Here is a 16,460-nt window from a genome sequence, read left to right on the forward strand (position 1 = left end):
CCTCCGGCCTGTCCGGTGGGCGGCCGGGCCCCAGGATGTGCCGCTTCGCGCCGGGGAAAGTTATAATGGTAGAGCGCACCTGGCCGGACGGGGTCGAACCGATCAGCCGGAGCGCCACCCCGGACCCTCCTCACCGCACGTCGTCGGACCCCCGTGTCCCCGGCGCCGCGGTCCTCCGCGACGAAAGGTAGCCGTGTCGCCTGTGTCCACGACCTCCCCCGATCCGAGCGCTCTCCCCCCGGAGTTCGCCCACCAGGCCCTCCAGACGCTCGTGCGCCAGGGGCGGACCACCGGGTCGGTGACCGGCGAGCAGGTCGCCGCTGCACTGCTGGCCGCCGACGTGCGGCCCAGCCGCGGCCGCATCGTCCTGCGCGCCCTCGGGGACCAGGGCATCGAGGTCCGGCACGACGAGCACGCCGGTGTCGCCGCCGCCGCCACCCGGACGGCGAAGAAGAGCGCGGCCACCGCCTCGGCGACGGCGAAGAAGGCCCCGGCCAAGAAGGCGGCCGCCAAGAGCGCGGCCCCGGTGAAGAAGGCCACCACGACGAAGAAGGCCGCCTCGGCCGCCGCCGCTCCCGCGGCCCCCCAGAAGGCCGCCCCGACCAAGGCCGCCGCCAAGAAGGCCGCCGCCAAGGCCGCGACCGACGAGGACGCCGCCGAGACCGTCGAGGACGTCGAGCTCGAGGACGCCGGCGAGGACGAGGCCACCCCGGCCAAGACCGGCAAGGAGGGCGAGGGCGAGGACACCGGCTTCGTCATGAGCAACGACGACGAGGACGCACCCGCCCAGCAGGTCGTCACCGCCGGCGCCACCGCCGACCCGGTCAAGGACTACCTCAAGCAGATCGGCAAGGTCGCCCTCCTCAACGCCGAGCAGGAGGTCGAGCTCGCCAAGCGCATCGAGGCCGGCCTGTTCGCCGAGGAGAAGCTCAACTCCGGCGACAAGCTCGACATGAAGCTAAAGCGCGAGCTCTGGTGGATCGCCCAGGACGGCAAGAAGGCCAAGAACCACCTCCTCGAGGCCAACCTGCGCCTCGTCGTCAGCCTCGCCAAGCGCTACACCGGGCGCGGCATGCTCTTCCTCGACCTGATCCAGGAGGGCAACCTCGGCCTCATCCGTGCGGTCGAGAAGTTCGACTACACCAAGGGCTACAAGTTCTCGACGTACGCCACGTGGTGGATCCGCCAGGCCATCACCCGCGCGATGGCCGACCAGGCGCGCACCATCCGCATCCCGGTGCACATGGTCGAGGTCATCAACAAGCTGGCCCGCGTCCAGCGCCAGATGCTCCAGGACCTGGGCCGCGAGCCCACCCCGGAGGAGCTGGCCAAGGAGCTGGACATGACGCCCGAGAAGGTCGTCGAGGTCCAGAAGTACGGCCGCGAGCCCATCTCGCTGCACACCCCGCTCGGCGAGGACGGCGACAGCGAGTTCGGTGACCTCATCGAGGACTCCGAGGCCGTCGTCCCGGCCGACGCCGTGAGCTTCACGCTCCTCCAGGAGCAGCTGCACAGCGTCCTCGACACGCTGTCCGAGCGCGAGGCCGGCGTGGTCTCGATGCGCTTCGGGCTCACCGACGGCCAGCCGAAGACCCTCGACGAGATCGGCAAGGTCTACGGGGTCACCCGTGAGCGGATCCGCCAGATCGAGTCCAAGACGATGTCCAAGCTGCGCCACCCCAGCCGCAGCCAGGCGCTGCGCGACTACCTCGACTGAGGTCGCGAGCACACGACGAGGGGCCCCGGGCGAACCGCCCGGGGCCCCTCGTCGTGCCCGATTGCCGCAGGCTCAGTCCTCGTCGTCGGGGGCCGGGGCGCCGCCGCGCCGGAACCGGGCCGGCAACCGGAGCATCGAGAGCCAGTGCCGGCGCCCCTCCTCGGGGAGCAGCAGGGCGCGCACGCGGTCGAGCCGCTGGCGCCGCCCGAGCGCGGCCCGCCACACGGTGCGCACGTCGTCCTGGACGTCGGGCAGCTCGGTGCCCGGCCGGGCGTAGCGGGCCCGTTCGAGGGTGGCGACCACCCGCCCGAGGGCGGCGTCCTCGTCCGGGGTGAGGTAGGCGGCCCGGCCCAGCTCCTGGGAGGCCCGCCGGGGTGTCGCGCCGTCGTGCGGCACGAGGCCGATGTCCCCGAGCCGCGAGAGCAGCGACTGCCACTCGGCCTCGGTGCGCTCGGCGTCGTCGCGGGCCCGGGCCCGGGCGCGGCGCCGCGCCAGCCAGGCCCCGACCGGGGTCAGCGCGAGGACCAGGAGGACGAGCAGCCCCACCCCGATGCTCGTGGCGTTGTCGCGCACGACGTCGAGGACACCGGTGTCGGTGGTGGTCGACCCGGGGTCGGTGGGGTCCTCGGCGGTGACGTCGCCGGTCGGTCGCGGCGCGGCCGAGGCCGAGGGCGACGTGGAGGCCGAGGCGGAGGGGGCCGCGCTGCTCCCGGGGGAGCTGGCCTCCCGCGTGTACCCGGGGGCGACGCCGCTGCGGACTCCGGGGGTCGGCTCGAAGCGCATCCACCCGAGGTCGGGGAACCAGAGCTCGGGCCAGGCGTGGGCGTCGCTGACCCGCACCACCCGGTCGTCGCCGTCGATGGCGCCGGGGAGGAAGCCGACGGCCATCCGGGCGGGGATGCCGCCGGCCCGCGCGAGCATGATCATCGCGCTGGAGAACTGCACGCAGTAGCCGCGGCGGTTGTCGAGGAAGCTGACGAGCGGCTCCTCGCGGCGCGCGCCCTGCGCGGTCTGGTCGGCGAGGTCCTCGGAGTAGGTGAAGGTGGGACTGCGCAGGTAGTCCTGGATGGCGACGGCGGTCTCGAGCGGGGTGTCGCCGTCGTCGGTGATCTCGTCGAGCAAGGTGCGCACGCGCTCCTCGGAGCGCGGCTCGAGGGCGAGGTCCTCGGGGTTGGGTGCGTTCCCCTCGGGGGTGGCGCCGAACTGGTCGGCGGTCGGGGCCAGCTGCTCGTACTCGACCGTGTACTCACCGACCGGCTGGGTCAGCTCGACGAGCCCGTCACCGGTGACCTGCCAGCTGTTGACCGGGAACGGCGCGCCGAGCGGGTTGGCGGGCATCGCCACCTGCGGCACCCCGATCGAGGAGGAGGAGACGGTGATCTTCTCCGTGGTGCGCTTCACCGACGGCAGCGCCGAGGCGCCGGGCAGCCGGCCGTCGAGCGGGACGAAGCTGATGTCGGAGGAGGCCTGCCAGCGTCCGCGCCGGTAGCTGTCGAGCAGCCCGACCCGCAGCGGCTCCGGGTCCTTGGACGTCGTCCGGTAGACGAGGACCGGGTCCGAGGAGCGGTCGGCGAGGTCGCGGGCGATGTCGATGCTGGTCGAGAGCCGCACCGTGCCGCCGCCACCCCCACCACCGTCGCCCCGGGCCAGGCCGTCGGCGATGAACGTGGGGGAGAGGTGCGGAACGATGCCGGGCAGCACCACGGCCGCCGCCAGCGCCGTGCCGCCGACGACCCGGCCGAGCCCGGCGAAGGCCGCGGACGGGTCGGCCGCGGGCCGGCCCCCGGGGGCGGCGGTGCCACCCCAGGTGCGCAGCGAGCGCACGCCCTGCCGGCCGACCATCGCCAGCCAGACCACCGCGGGGGGCACGACGAGCCAGGCGGCCAGCCCGGTGTAGGTGTTCGTGGCGGCCGCGAGGAACGCGGCGAGCAGCGGGATGCCGGCCAGCGCCGGGCTGCGGTACGTGACGGCGATGGCGTCGGTGGCCAGTGCCGTCGCGGCGACGAGGAGGCTGATCGCGAGCGTCGTGCCACGGTCGGCCGGCGCCGGGGCGGAGAACTGCGTCACCGTGGCGTAGGCGTCGCCGAGGAGCACCCCGAGGGCCCGGGCGGTCTCCGGCGTCGGCACCACACCGGCCCAGAGGTGCCCGCCGCCGTGGATGAGGGCGACCCCCTCGGCGAGGACCACCGCCTGGCCCGCGACGACCAGCGGCCGCACGGTCGTCAGCGCGCGCAGCCCCACGCCGGCCAGGGCCACGACGATGACGAGGACGAGGCTCGGGCGCACCCAGGCCGAGGTCGGCGTGAAGAGGTCGGTGAGAGGGAGCGTCACCGCGACGGTCGCGAGCGCGGCGAGGGCGGCGTCGGCGCCCCGGCTGCGGCTCACCGGGCACCCGCCAGGGTGCTCGAGACGGCGGTGCTCCAGGCCTGGGCCGGCTCGGTGGCGGCGTCGACGACCGTGGCCAGCCAGCCGGAGGCGCGCAGCGTCGCGGCGCTGGCCTCGGCGGCGTCCGTGGCTCCGGGGTCCCGGCGGCGCGACCCGCGCCCGCCGAAGGTGCCGGGCTCGACCACGAGCGCGACGCCCGTGGACCCGGGCTGGCGCAGCGCCGCCAGGGTGTGGGCGTCGTCGTCGCCGAGCGGCCCGCCGACGTAGACGACGAGGCCACCCTGGCCAGTGAGGCCGCTCGCGTCGTGCAGCACCGAGCTCATCGCCTCGTCGCCCCCGAGGCGCACCCGGGCGAGGGAGTCCAGGGCCCTCTCGAGGCTGTCGTCGTGCCGGGTGCCGGTGTCCTCGGCGGCGTCGGCGCTCAGCAGGTGCACGGCGTGCGCGCCGGCCACCAGGTGCGCGACGACCGAGGCGGCCGTCGTGACGCACCACTCGAAGGAGCCGGAGCGCCCGGACCCGCCGTGGCCCGCCGCGCGCGAGTCGAGGAGCACGACGGCGCGGCGCTTGGCCGGCCGGTCCTCCTGGCGGACCATCAGGTCGCCGGTGCGGGCCGTCGCCGGCCAGTGGATGCGGCGCAGGTCGTCACCGTCGCGGTACTCGCGCACCGTCTGGTCGTCCTCGCCGTGCAGCGCGACCATGTGCGGGATCGAGCCCTCGCTGCCGATGCCGCTCCCGAGCGAGCGGCCCGCGGAGAGCGGGACGACGCGGGGGAGGACGACCACCTCGGACCGGCCGCTGACCGCCGCGGTGCGCAGGGTCAGGCCGAACGGGTCCCGGACCCGGACCTGCAGCGGCCCCACGTGGTGCACGCCGCGGGTGTGCGAGCGCACCGTGTACTGGACCTCCTGGGTGAGCCCACCGCGCAGCGCGGGGAGGACGAAGCGGGGCCGGTCGCCGAGCGCGTAGTCGATGGCGTCCTCGGCCATGAGGACCGGGGTGGGCATCCCCTCGGAGTTGCGGACCCGCACGGTGACCACCGACCGCTGGTCGATGGCGACCCGTCCCGGGCGCACCTCGCGGGTCACCTCGAGGTGCAGGCCGTGGCGCCGCACGAGGAGCAGCGAGACCCCGGTGAGGGCGAGCAGCAGCACGCCGATGCGGGTGACGTCGTGCTGCCCGAGGAGGATCCCGGCGAGCACGAGCACCAGACCGCTCCCCGCGAACGAGGCTCCGCGGGTGGTCAGCGTGCGGCGCAGTGCGTGCACGAGCGGCTCAGCGCGTGGGGGCCGGGACGCGGACCCGCTGGAGCAGGTCGGTCAGCACGTCGGCGGTGCTGCGCCGGGCCATCTGCGTCTCGCCGGTCGGGATGAGGCGGTGGGCCAGGACCGGGACCGCGATCTGCTGGACGTCGTCGGGCAGGACGTGGTCGCGACCGGCGAGGGCGGCGTGCGCCCGCGCCGCACGCAACAGGTGCAGGGTTGCGCGGGGGGAGGCGCCGAGCCGGAGCGCCGAGCTGGAACGGGTCGAGCCGACGAGGTCGACGATGTACTGCCGCACCGCCTGCGAGGCGTGGACGGTCCGCACCGCCTCGACCATCGCCTGCACCGTGGCGGCGTCGGTGACCGGCTGCAGCGACTCCAGGGGCGAGCCGCCGCCGTGCAGCTCGAGCATGTCGAGCTCGGAGCGCGCCGAGGGGTAGCCCATCGAGATCCGCGCCATGAACCGGTCGCGCTGGGCCTCCGGGAGGGGGTAGGTGCCCTCCATCTCGATGGGGTTCTGCGTCGCCATGACGATGAACGGCCGGGGCAGCGTGTAGGTGGTGCCGTCGACGGTGACCTGACCCTCCTCCATCGACTCCAGGAGCGCGGACTGGGTCTTCGGCGAGGCCCGGTTGATCTCGTCACCGACGACGACGTTGGCGAAGATCGCGCCGGGGCGGAACTCGAAGTCGCGCACGTCCTGGTTGAACACGGACACGCCGGTGATGTCGCTGGGCAGCAGGTCGGGGGTGAACTGCACCCGGCGCACCGAGGCGTCGACGCACCGCGCCAGGGTCTTGGCGAGGAGCGTCTTGCCGACCCCGGGGACGTCCTCGAGGAGGAGGTGGCCCTCGGCGAGCAGCACGGTGATGGCCGTGCGCACGACCGGCTGCTTGCCCTCGATGACCGAGTTCATCGCCGTGGCCAGCCGGCTGGACACCTGCAGCACCTGGTCGAGGGAGGAGCCGCGCAGGCTCGGGTCGGTCGTCGTGCGGGGGTCGTGCTCGAGGTCGCTCACGGGGGTCCCTTCGTCGGCTCGTCCCCCCCCAACGAGCGAGGGGGCGAGGTGGTGCCCTCATCGTGCATCAGCCTCGGGCCCCGCGGAACGGCTTCGCGCACGCGGGATGGCTCCCCACCCCGCTCCACCGGGGCCCTCCACCGCGCCCCACCCGGCCCGACGGGTGGCCCTCAGCCTCCTCGTCGTCCGGCACTGCGCGGCCGACGGGCGCCTCGTGGCCCGGGTGCCGAGAATCCGCCCCACTTCGCTCCACCGGCGCTGACCTGCAGATTCAGCCGTTCGGACGAGCCGATCGACCCGAACGCTCCCGAAGAGGGGCGCTGGTGGAGTAAAGTGGGGAAGACCGGAGGCAGAGGGAGCCGCCGGACGGGTCGAGGAGGTGGCGTCGTGGACGAGTTCCTCGGCACCCACACGCCCCGGCTCGACGACAAGGGCCGCCTCTTCCTCCCGGCCCGCTTCCGGGGCGCGCTCGCCGACGGCCTCGTCGTCACCCGCGGCCAGGAGGGCTGCCTCTACGTCTTCCCCACCTCGGAGTTCCACCGCATCTCCCAGGAGATGCAGTCCGTCTCCGGCTCGACCAAGGGCGTGCGCGACTTCATCCGCGTCTTCCGCGCCAGCGCCCACCCGGACTCCCCGGACAAGCAGGGCCGGGTCACCGTCCCCGCCGCGCTGCGCGCCTACGCCGGCCTCGACAAGGACTGCACGGTCATCGGCAACGGCTCGCGCCTCGAGGTGTGGGACACCGCGCGCTGGAGCGAGTACCTCGACGCCGTCATGCCCGCCTACTCCGCCTACTCGGCCGGCACCGAGGAGGTGGTCCCCGGCCTCTGACCCACACCGCCGTCCCAGCAGCCCACCGAGCACGACCGACCCGACCGCCGGCCTCCAGCCGACCCGACACCCGACGCGTCTTCCCCCGCGCCGGGCGCGGATCGGATGGGGACCAGCCGCCGGGTCGACCCGCACCCGCACCACCGCGCACCACCCGAGACCCGCGAAGGAGTGAGATGACCAGCAGCCGAGGCGACGCCGGCTCCCGCCACGTCCCGGTGCTCCTCGAGCGCTGCGTCGACCTCCTCGAGCCCGCGCTGCAGGCCCCGGGCAGCGTCTGCGTCGACGCCACCCTCGGGATGGGCGGCCACACCGAGGCGATCCTCGAGCGCTGCCCGCAGGCGCGCGTCGTCGGCCTCGACCGCGACCCCGAGGCGATCGCCCTCGCGCAGGAGCGCCTCACCCGCTTCGGCGACCGGTTCACCGCCGTGCACGCCGTCTACGACGAGGTCGCCGACGTGCTGCGCGAGCAGGCCGACGGCACCGCGGCGGGCATCCTCTTCGACCTGGGCGTCTCCTCCTTCCAGCTCGACGAGGCCGACCGCGGCTTCGCCTACGCCCAGGACGCCCCGCTGGACATGCGGATGGACCAGACGCGGGGGATGACCGCCGCCGACGTCCTCAACACCTACTCCCACGGCGACCTGGCCCGGGTGCTGAAGACCTACGGCGAGGAGCGGTTCGCCGGCCGCATCGCCTCGGCGGTCCTGCGCGAGCGCGAGAAGGAGCCGTTCACCACCTCGGCCCGGCTCGTCGAGCTGCTCCGCGCCACCGTCCCCGCGGCCTCGCAGCGCAGCGGGGGACACCCCGCCAAGCGCACCTTCCAGGCGCTGCGCATCGAGGTCAACGCCGAGCTGGAGGTGTGGGAGCGGGCCGTGCACGCGGCGATCGGCTGCCTCGCGCCGGGCGGCCGCATCGTCGTCGAGTCCTACCACTCGCTCGAGGACCGCATCACCAAGCACGCGCTCGCCGAGGGCGCGCGCAGCCGCACCCCGGCGGGCATGCCCGTCGAGCTGCCCGAGCACGCCGCGTACCTGCGGCTCCTGACCCGCGGCGCGGAGGTCCCCTCCGAGTCCGAGCAGCACACCAACCCCCGATCCGCCTCGGTCCGCCTGCGGGCCGCAGAACGCCTCTCGCCGAACGGAGTCCCCGCATGAGCCAGCACGCGACGGCACGGCCCCAGGTCCGCCCGTCCTCGCGCCGCGCCACCGCCCCCACGCCGCGCTCGCTGCGCGTGGTCGCCCCCGCCCCCGCCCAGGGGAACGGGTGGTTCCTCGCGCTGTGCGTCGCCCTCGTCCTCGCCGGGTTCGTCGGGGTGCTGCTGCTCAACACCGCGATGGCCAAGGGGTCGTTCACGATGCGCGACCTCCAGCACCGGTCCGACGAGCTCTCCGACACCCAGGACGACCTGCGCCACGCCCTCGACGCCGTCTCCGGCCCCGGCCCGCTCGCCAGCGAGGCGCGCTCGCTCGGGATGGTGCCCGCCGAGACGCCGGCCTTCCTGCGCCTCTCCGACGGCAAGGTCGTCGGCGTGGCGAAGAAGGCCCGCAAGGACGAGACGTTTAGCGTGGTCACCGAGTCCTCGTCCACCGCGCGCGCCACCCCGTCGACGCCGCCGACCGCCACCAGCCGCTGACGACCCGCGAGGACGCCGCACCCGTGACCGCACCGAAGAAGCCCCCGCAGGGCACCCGCGCGCGTCCTGCCCGTCCCGCCGAGCGTCCGGCGGCGTCCCGACGCCCCGCCGGTGCCGGCGCGCCGCAGCGGAAGCCGGTGGCGCAGAAGGCATCCGCCCGTCCGACCCCGCGCTCCGGCCAGGGGCCCGCGCCCCGTCGTCGCCCGAGCACCACCCGGGCCACCGGCTCCGGCGGTCCCCGCCGCCCGGCCGCGCGCACCGCCCGTGACCAACCCGGGCCCAGCCCGCGGCGCCGGATGCGGGCCCTCACCGTCGCCACGGTCTTCGTCCTCAGCATCTTCGGTGCCCAGCTGGTGCGCATCCAGGGCTTCGACGCCAGCGCGGTGGCCGCCGAGGCCGAGAGCGACCGGGTGACCGCCCAGATCCTCCCGGCGATGCGGGGCCAGATCGTCTCGGCCGACGGCACCGTCCTCGCCTCGAGCGTGGTGCGCGAGGTCGTCGTCGCGAACCAGCAGGCGGTCTGCACCTTCCGCACGAAGAAGTCCACCTGCGCGCCCGAGACCTCGGCCGCGGCCGTCCGGCAGGCCGCCGAGAAGCTCTCGCCCCTGCTCGGCACGCCCGAGGACCAGCTGGTGACGCAGCTGACCGGCACCTCGAAGTACCGCATCCTCAGCAAGGACGTCACACCGCTGACCTGGAACAAGATCGCCAAGCTCGGCATCCCGGGGATCGACCGCGACCGCCGCGAGACCCGCTCCGAGCGCACCTACCCGCAGGGCACGACGTCGGCCGCGCTCGTCGGGTACGTCACCGACGACGGGCGGCCCGGCGGTGGGGTCGAGCTGATGGTGGACAAGCAGCTGCAGGGCACGCCCGGCAAGCTGACCTTCGAGCAGGGCCAGGACGGCACCGCCATCCCGTCCGGGCAGAGCACGACCACCCCGGCCGTCGACGGCCGGGACGTGCACCTGACGGTCAACTCCTCGCTCCAGTGGTACGCGCAGAACGCCCTCGCGCAGCGGATCAAGGAGACCAAGGCCACGGCGGGCACCGTCGTCATCATGAACGCCAAGACCGGCGACCTCCTGAGCGTGGCGTCCTACCCGACCTTCGACCCCGACACCGACGTGGGCAAGAAGGGCGCCCAGCTGGACAACAAGGCGTTCTCGGACGTCTTCGAGCCGGGCTCGACGGCCAAGATCATGACGATGGCCGCCGCCCTCGAGGAGAAGACGGTCACGCCGTCGACGCCCGTGGTCATCCCCAACCGCCTGCCGCGCTACGACCAGCGCTTCAAGGACAGCCACGAGCACCCGACGCAGTACCGCACGGTCGCGGGCACGCTCGCCGAGTCCAGCAACATCGGGACGATCCTCGTCTCCGAGACGCTCAAGCCGGCCACCCTCGAGCGCTACTTCCGCAAGTTCGGGCTCGGCAGCAAGTCCGGCGTCGGGTACCCCGGCGAGTCCGGCGGCCTGCTGCCGAAGTCGTCGACGTGGAGCGGCACCCAGCGCGCCACGGTCGCCTTCGGCCAGGGCATCTCGGTCACGGCCATCCAGGCCGCGTCGGTCTTCCAGACCATCGCCAACGGCGGTGTGCGCGTGGCGCCCCGGCTGGTCGACAGCACCACCGAGGCCGACGGCACCGAGAAGGTCATGCCGGCCTCCAAGGGCACCCGCATCGTCTCGGAGCAGACGGCGGCCGACGTGGGGAAGATGCTCGAGGGCGTCGTGAGCCCCGACGGCACGGCCGAGGAGGCGCAGATCCCCGGCTACCGCATCGCCGGCAAGACCGGCACCGCCGAGTTCTACGACGACAAGGTCGGCAAGTACCGCGGCAAGACGGCGAGCTTCATCGGCTACGCGCCGGCCGACGACCCGCAGGTCGTCGTCGCCGTCATCGTGCAGAAGCCGACCTACCCGTTCTTCGGCGGCTACGTCGCGGGCCCGGTGTTCAAGGACGTCATGACCTACGCGCTCCAGGAGCTGAAGATCCCGCCGACGGGCAAGAAGGCGCAGCACCTCACCCTCGAGGTCGACCCGAAGGAGGCGCTGGCCGACCCCGACGTGCTGCGTGACGGCAAGAAGCAGCCCAGGCGATAGGCTCGGCCGGATGCTCTCCCCCCGGCCCACCACCCCCCGGCGCACCCCGCTGCGTGAGGTCGCGACCCTCCTCGGCGCCCCCGACCCGGGCACCGACGTCGACCTCACCGGTGTCACCCTCGACTCGCGCGCGGTGCGCCCCGGCGACCTCTACGCGGCCCTGCCCGGGGCCCGCGCGCACGGCGCCGACTTCGCCGCCCAGGTCGTGCAGGCCGGGGCCGTCGCCGTCCTCACCGACGCGGCGGGGGCCGAGCGGATGGCCGCCGCCGGGGTGGACCTCCCGGCCGTCGTCGTCGAGGCACCGCGCACCGTGCTCGGGGCCGTCGCGGCGCGCGTCTACGGCACCGAGGACCTGCCGGTGCGGATGGTCGGCATCACGGGCACCAACGGCAAGACGACCACCGCCTACCTCGTGCACTCCGCGCTCACGGCCCTCGGCCACGACGTCGGCCTCATCGGCACCGTCGAGACCCGGATCGGCGACGAGCGGGTCGGCAGCGTGCGCACGACGCCGGAGGCCCCCGAGCTGCACGCCCTCCTCGCGGTGATGGCCGAGCGCGGCCTGGACACCTGCGTCATGGAGGTCTCGAGCCACGCCCTGGCCCAGCACCGGGTCGACGGCGTCGTCTACGACGTCGCGCTCTTCACCAACCTCAGCCAGGACCACCTCGACTTCCACGCCGACATGGACGACTACTTCGCCGCCAAGGCCTCGTTGTTCACCCCGGAGCGCGCCCGGCGCGGCCTCGTCTGCGTCGACGACGCGTGGGGGCGCCGGCTGGTCGGGGAGGCCGGGGTCCCCGTCGAGTCGATCGGCCACGCCGAGGAGGCCGACTGGCGGGTGGCTGCCGACGGCAGCGACCCCGCGGCCTTCCGGCTCACCGGCCCCGCAGGGGTCGACCTCCACCTGAGGTCGAGCCTGCCGGGCGACTTCAACGTCACGAACACGGCGATGGCCGCCGCCGCTCTCGTCCTCGCCGGCGAGGACCCCGCACGCACGGGGGCGGCGGTGCTCGCCGACCCGCACGTCCCCGGCCGGATGGAGCGGGTCGCGCTCGAGGACGGCGGCGCCCATCCGCTGGCGGTCGTCGACTACGCCCACACCCCGGACGCCATCGCCGCCGCGCTGCGCGCCCTGCGGCCCACGACGCCCGGCACGCTCGTCTGCGTCACCGGGGCCGGCGGCGACCGCGACCGCGACAAGCGCCACGCGATGGGCGCCGCGGCCGCGCAGGTCGCCGACCTCGTCGTCGTCACCGACGACAACCCGCGCTCCGAGGACCCCGCCGCCATCCGGGCCGCCGTGCTCGAGGGCGTCGAGCAGGTCCGGAGCGCGGGCCGCGAGCTGCGGGTCGTCGAGGTCGGCGACCGCCGCCGCGCCATCCGCGAGGCCGTGGCCGCCGTCGTGGCCGAGGGTGCCGACGCCACCGTCGCCGTCGTCGGCAAGGGCCACGAGCGCGGGCAGGACGTCGGGGGAGTGGTGCACCCCTTCGACGACCGCGACGAGCTGCTCGAGGCGCTGCGCCTCGCCGGGGCGGTGGCCCGGTGATCCCGATGACCCTCGCCGAGGTGGCCGCGGCCACCGGCGGCACGCTCGCCGGTGTGGGCGGCGACGGCGCCACGCGCGTCGTGGTCGACGGGCCGGTCGTCACCGACTCCCGCGAGGCCGGCCCCGGCGGGCTCTACGTGGCGCGGGTCGGCGAGCACGCCGACGGCCACGACTTCGCCGCCTCGGCCGTGGCCGCGGGCTGTGTCGCCGCGCTGACCTCGCGCCCGCTGGACGGCCTGCCCTGCGTCGTCGTCAACGACACGCAGGAGGGCTTCGCCCGCCTCACCCGCGCGGTGGTCGACGCCCTGCCGGACCTCGCGGTGGTGGGCATCACCGGGTCCTCGGGCAAGACGAGCACCAAGGACCTCCTGGGGTCGGTGCTGGCCACGGCCGGGCCCACGGTGGCGCCGGTCGGCTCGTACAACTCCGAGGTCGGTGTGCCGCTCACGGTCTGCCGCGTCACCCCGGACACGCGGTTCCTCGTCGTCGAGATGGGCGCGCGCGGCATCGGGCACATCGCCTACCTCGCCTCCATGGCGCCGCCGCGGATCGGGGTGGTGCTCAACGTCGGCACCGCGCACGTCGGCGAGTTCGGGTCCCGCGAGGCGATCGCCCGGGCCAAGTCCGAGCTGCCGGCCGCGGTCCCGGAGAGCGGTGTCGCCGTCCTCAACGCCGACGACCCCGCGGTGCGGGCGATGGCCGCCGTCACCGCCGCCCGCGTCGTGCTCGTCGGGGAGGCCGAGGACGCGCAGGTGCGCGCCACCGACGTCGTGCTCGACCGGCAGGGGCGTCCGTCGTTCACGATGACCACCCCGGTCGGCGCGGTCCCGGTGACCCTCGGGCTCGTCGGTCGGCACCACGTCGGCAACGCGCTGGCCACGGCGGCCGTGGCGCTCGAGCTCGGCCTCGAGCTGCCGGCCGTCGCGGCCGCGCTGGCCGAGGCCCGACCGGTGAGCCGCTGGCGGATGGAGGTCACCGAGCGCGCCGACGGCGTCACGCTGGTCAACGACGCCTACAACGCCAACCCCGACTCGATGCGCGCCGCGCTCTCGGCGCTGGAGCGGATGGGGGAGGGCCGGCGCACCTGGGCCGTCCTCGGCACGATGCTCGAGCTCGGCGAGGAGTCCCACGCCCTGCACGCCGAGGTCGGCGCCGAGGTCGAGGCCCGGGGGGTCGACGAGCTCGTCGTCGTCGGACCGGCCGCCGCGCCGATCGCCACCGGGGCGGGGGACGGCGCCACGCACGTGAGGTCGGTCACCGACGCCGACGCCGCGGAGGCGCTGCTGCGCGAGGAGCTGCGGCGCGGCGACGTGGTCCTGTTCAAGTCCAGCCGCGACGCCGGACTACGGTTGCTCGGAGACCGACTGGCGACGACCCCCGAGGAGCAGCAGACGTGAAGGCCGTGCTCATCGCCGCCGTCGTCTCGCTCGTCCTGGCGCTCTTCGGTACCCCCACCTTCATCCGCTTCCTCGTGAAGAAGGGCTACGGCCAGTTCATCCGCGACGACGGGCCCACGTCGCACCACACGAAGCGCGGCACGCCGACGATGGGCGGGGCGGTCATCGTCCTGTCCTCGCTCGCCGCGTACGCCGTGGCGCACCTCGTGACCGGCCAGCTGCCGTCCGTCAGCGGCCTGCTCGTCCTGTTCCTCATGGCCGGGATGGGGCTCGTCGGGTTCCTCGACGACTACATCAAGATCAGCAAGCAGCGCAGCCTCGGCCTGCGCTCGGGCCAGAAGCTCGCCGGGCAGACGGCCGTCGCGGTGATCTTCGCGATCGCGGCCCTGCAGTTCCCCAACGACTCGTTCCGCACGCCGGCCTCGACCGCCATCTCGTTCGTGCGCGACACCCCCGTGAACCTGGCCTTCGCCGGCACGGTCCTCGGGGTCATCCTGTTCGTCCTCTGGGCCAACATCATCGTGGCCGGGACCTCGAACGGCGTGAACCTCACCGACGGCCTCGACGGCCTGGCCACCGGCGCCTCGGTGATGGTCTTCGCGTCCTACGTGCTCATCGGGATCTGGCAGTTCAACCAGAACTGCCAGTGGAACCCCGGCACCAAGTGCTACGAGGTCCGCGACCCGCACGACCTGGCCATCGTCGCCGCCTGCGGGATGGGGGCCTGCTTCGGCTTCCTCTGGTGGAACGCCTCGCCGGCCAAGATCTTCATGGGCGACACCGGCTCGCTCGCCCTCGGAGGCGGGCTCGCCGGGCTGGCCATCCTCACCCGCACCGAGCTGCTCGTGGTCGTCCTCGGCGGCCTGTTCGTCACGATCACCCTCTCGGTGATCATCCAGGTCGCCTCGTTCAAGACCACCGGGAAACGGGTGTTCAAGATGGCGCCCCTGCAGCACCACTTCGAGCTGCTGGGGTGGCAGGAGGTCACCATCGTCATCCGGTTCTGGATCGTCGCGGGCCTGTTCGTCGCCCTCGGTCTCGGGCTGTTCTACGCCGAGTGGGTGGTGGGCGCCGGATGAGCGCCGGGTCCGCCCGCACCGACGCGCTGACCCACCGCGACGCCGAATGGGCCGGGCTGCGCGTGCTCGTCGCCGGGCTCGGGGTCTCCGGGTTCGCCGCCGCCGACGCGCTGCTCGAGCGCGGGGCGCAGGTGGTCGTCGTCGACGGTGCCGAGCCGGCCGACGGCTCGCCGATGTCCGAGCGCGCGCGCATCCTCGACATCCTCGGGGCGGTGCTGCGGTACGGCGAGGACGCCGTCGCGGCGCTGCCGGACGAGCCGCTCGACCTCGTCGTCACCTCGCCCGGCTGGCGCCCGGACCAGCCGCTGCTGGCGGCGGCCGCGGCGGCCGGCATCCCGGTCTGGGGCGAGGTCGAGCTCGCCTGGCGGATGCGCCCGCGCGAGGGCGCCGCGCCGTGGCTCGCGGTCACCGGCACCAACGGCAAGACGACCACCGTGCAGCTGCTCACCGCCATGCTGCGCGCCGCCGGTCTGCGGGCCTGCAGCGCCGGCAACGTCGGCACGCCCATCCTCGAGGCCGTGATGGACCCCCAGCCCTTCGACGTCATCGCCGTCGAGCTCTCGAGCTTCCAGCTGCACTGGTCGCACTCGCTCGCGCCGCGGGCATCGGTGTGCCTCAACATCGCTCCCGACCACGTCGACTGGCACGGGTCCCTCGACGAGTACGCCCGCGCCAAGGGCCGTGTCTACGAGAACACCGAGGTGGCCTGCGTCTACAACGTGCAGGACGAGCGGACGCTGCGCCTCGTCGAGGACGCCGACGTGCAGGAGGGCTGCCGCGCCGTCGGGTTCACCCTCGGCGTGCCGGGGCTCTCCGAGCTCGGGCTCGTCGAGGACGTCCTCGCCGACCGCGCCTTCGTGCCCGAGCGACGCACCTCGGCCGCCGAGCTCGGCACCCTCGAGGACCTGCGCAGCGGCCCCGACGCGCCGGCGCCCGCTCCGCACCTCGTGGCCAACGCCCTCGCGGCCGCGGCGCTCGCCCGGGCGCACGGCGTGCCGCCGGCCGCCGTGCGGCAGGGGATGCGCGACTTCGTCCCCGAGCCGCACCGCATCACCGACCTCGGCACCGTGCGCGGTCTGCGCTGGGTCGACGACTCCAAGGCCACGAACCCGCATGCGGCACAGGCCAGCCTGGCCGCGTTCGAGCGTGTCGTGTGGGTCGCGGGCGGCCTGCTCAAGGGCGCCGACGTCGACGAGCTCGTGGCCGGTGCGGCGGACCGGCTCCGGGGCGTCGTCCTCCTCGGACGTGACCGTTCGGCCATTTCCGAGGCGCTGGCCCGACACGCGCCGGATGTCCCCGTCGTCGACGTCGCCCGAACGGACACTGGGGCCATGGACGCTGTGGTGGCGCACGCCCTCGACCTCGCCCACGAGGGTGACGTCGTGCTGCTGGCTCCCGCCGCCGCGTCGATGGACATGTTCGCGAACTACGGTGCGCGCGGCGACGCCTTCTCTGCGGCGGTGCGGCGGCTCACCGGGCAGGGGTAG

At 74.3% G+C, this 16,460-nt stretch carries 12 protein-coding genes; 9 read left to right on the forward strand and 3 right to left on the reverse strand.

From position 1 onward, the window contains the following. Positions 1–202 precede the first annotated feature (202 nt). Complete coding sequence (locus ACQZ2A_RS02740) at positions 203–1,717, forward strand: RNA polymerase sigma factor (protein WP_430206968.1); 1,515 nt, start codon at positions 203–205, stop codon at positions 1,715–1,717. 72 nt (positions 1,718–1,789) lie between these two features. On the opposite strand, the gene ACQZ2A_RS02745 is transcribed toward ACQZ2A_RS02740, so the two are convergent. From ACQZ2A_RS02745 to ACQZ2A_RS02755, 3 genes are read right to left on the reverse strand one after another with little or no spacing between them, the layout of a single operon-like run. Beyond that, the gene (locus tag ACQZ2A_RS02745) at positions 1,790–4,102 is read right to left on the reverse strand and encodes a transglutaminase TgpA family protein (protein ID WP_430206969.1); all 2,313 of its coding nucleotides are present in this window, start codon (positions 4,100–4,102) and stop codon (positions 1,790–1,792) included. After that, the gene (locus ACQZ2A_RS02750; RefSeq protein WP_430206970.1) at positions 4,099–5,367 is read right to left on the reverse strand and encodes a DUF58 domain-containing protein; all 1,269 of its coding nucleotides are present in this window, start codon (positions 5,365–5,367) and stop codon (positions 4,099–4,101) included. The genes ACQZ2A_RS02745 and ACQZ2A_RS02750 overlap by 4 nt, the downstream gene beginning before the upstream one ends. A gap of 7 nt (positions 5,368–5,374) precedes the next feature. Beyond that, on the reverse strand, positions 5,375–6,379 hold the full coding sequence (locus ACQZ2A_RS02755) for an AAA family ATPase (protein WP_430206971.1): 1,005 nt from the start codon (positions 6,377–6,379) through the stop codon (positions 5,375–5,377). A 387-nt stretch (positions 6,380–6,766) separates the two neighbouring features. On the opposite strand from ACQZ2A_RS02755, the gene mraZ reads away from it, so the two are divergent. The 8 genes from mraZ (at position 6,767) to murD (ending at position 16,460) form a co-directional block, all read left to right on the forward strand. After that, positions 6,767–7,210 (forward strand): division/cell wall cluster transcriptional repressor MraZ, encoded by a 444-nt coding sequence (gene mraZ / locus ACQZ2A_RS02760; protein WP_430206972.1) that lies wholly within the window; start codon positions 6,767–6,769, stop codon positions 7,208–7,210. 176 nt (positions 7,211–7,386) lie between these two features. Continuing rightward, positions 7,387–8,367, forward strand: coding sequence for a 16S rRNA (cytosine(1402)-N(4))-methyltransferase RsmH (gene rsmH, locus ACQZ2A_RS02765; protein WP_430206973.1), 981 nt, complete (start codon positions 7,387–7,389; stop codon positions 8,365–8,367). Beyond that, positions 8,364–8,846, forward strand: coding sequence for a hypothetical protein (locus ACQZ2A_RS02770; RefSeq protein WP_430206974.1), 483 nt, complete (start codon positions 8,364–8,366; stop codon positions 8,844–8,846). The genes rsmH and ACQZ2A_RS02770 overlap by 4 nt, the downstream gene beginning before the upstream one ends. Before the next feature lie 23 nt (positions 8,847–8,869). After that, complete coding sequence (locus ACQZ2A_RS02775) at positions 8,870–10,948, forward strand: penicillin-binding transpeptidase domain-containing protein (RefSeq protein ID WP_430206975.1); 2,079 nt, start codon at positions 8,870–8,872, stop codon at positions 10,946–10,948. 10 nt (positions 10,949–10,958) lie between these two features. Then, positions 10,959–12,497, forward strand: coding sequence for a UDP-N-acetylmuramoyl-L-alanyl-D-glutamate--2,6-diaminopimelate ligase (locus tag ACQZ2A_RS02780; RefSeq protein ID WP_430206976.1), 1,539 nt, complete (start codon positions 10,959–10,961; stop codon positions 12,495–12,497). Beyond that, positions 12,494–13,894: a UDP-N-acetylmuramoyl-tripeptide--D-alanyl-D-alanine ligase gene (locus ACQZ2A_RS02785; protein WP_430206977.1), complete on the forward strand. Its 1,401-nt coding sequence runs from the start codon at positions 12,494–12,496 to the stop codon at positions 13,892–13,894. Before ACQZ2A_RS02780 ends, ACQZ2A_RS02785 begins: the two co-directional genes overlap by 4 nt. After that, positions 13,891–14,973 carry a phospho-N-acetylmuramoyl-pentapeptide-transferase gene (gene mraY, locus ACQZ2A_RS02790; protein WP_430206978.1) on the forward strand — a complete coding sequence of 361 codons (1,083 nt, stop codon included), beginning with the start codon at positions 13,891–13,893 and terminating at the stop codon, positions 14,971–14,973. The genes ACQZ2A_RS02785 and mraY overlap by 4 nt, the downstream gene beginning before the upstream one ends. Further along, a complete protein-coding gene (murD, locus tag ACQZ2A_RS02795; RefSeq protein ID WP_430206979.1) occupies positions 14,970–16,460 on the forward strand; it encodes a UDP-N-acetylmuramoyl-L-alanine--D-glutamate ligase in 1,491 nt (496 codons plus the stop codon). The genes mraY and murD overlap by 4 nt, the downstream gene beginning before the upstream one ends.

It is taken from the genome of Phycicoccus avicenniae, from assembly GCF_050496545.1.
Classification (GTDB): domain Bacteria; phylum Actinomycetota; class Actinomycetes; order Actinomycetales; family Dermatophilaceae; genus Phycicoccus; species Phycicoccus avicenniae_A.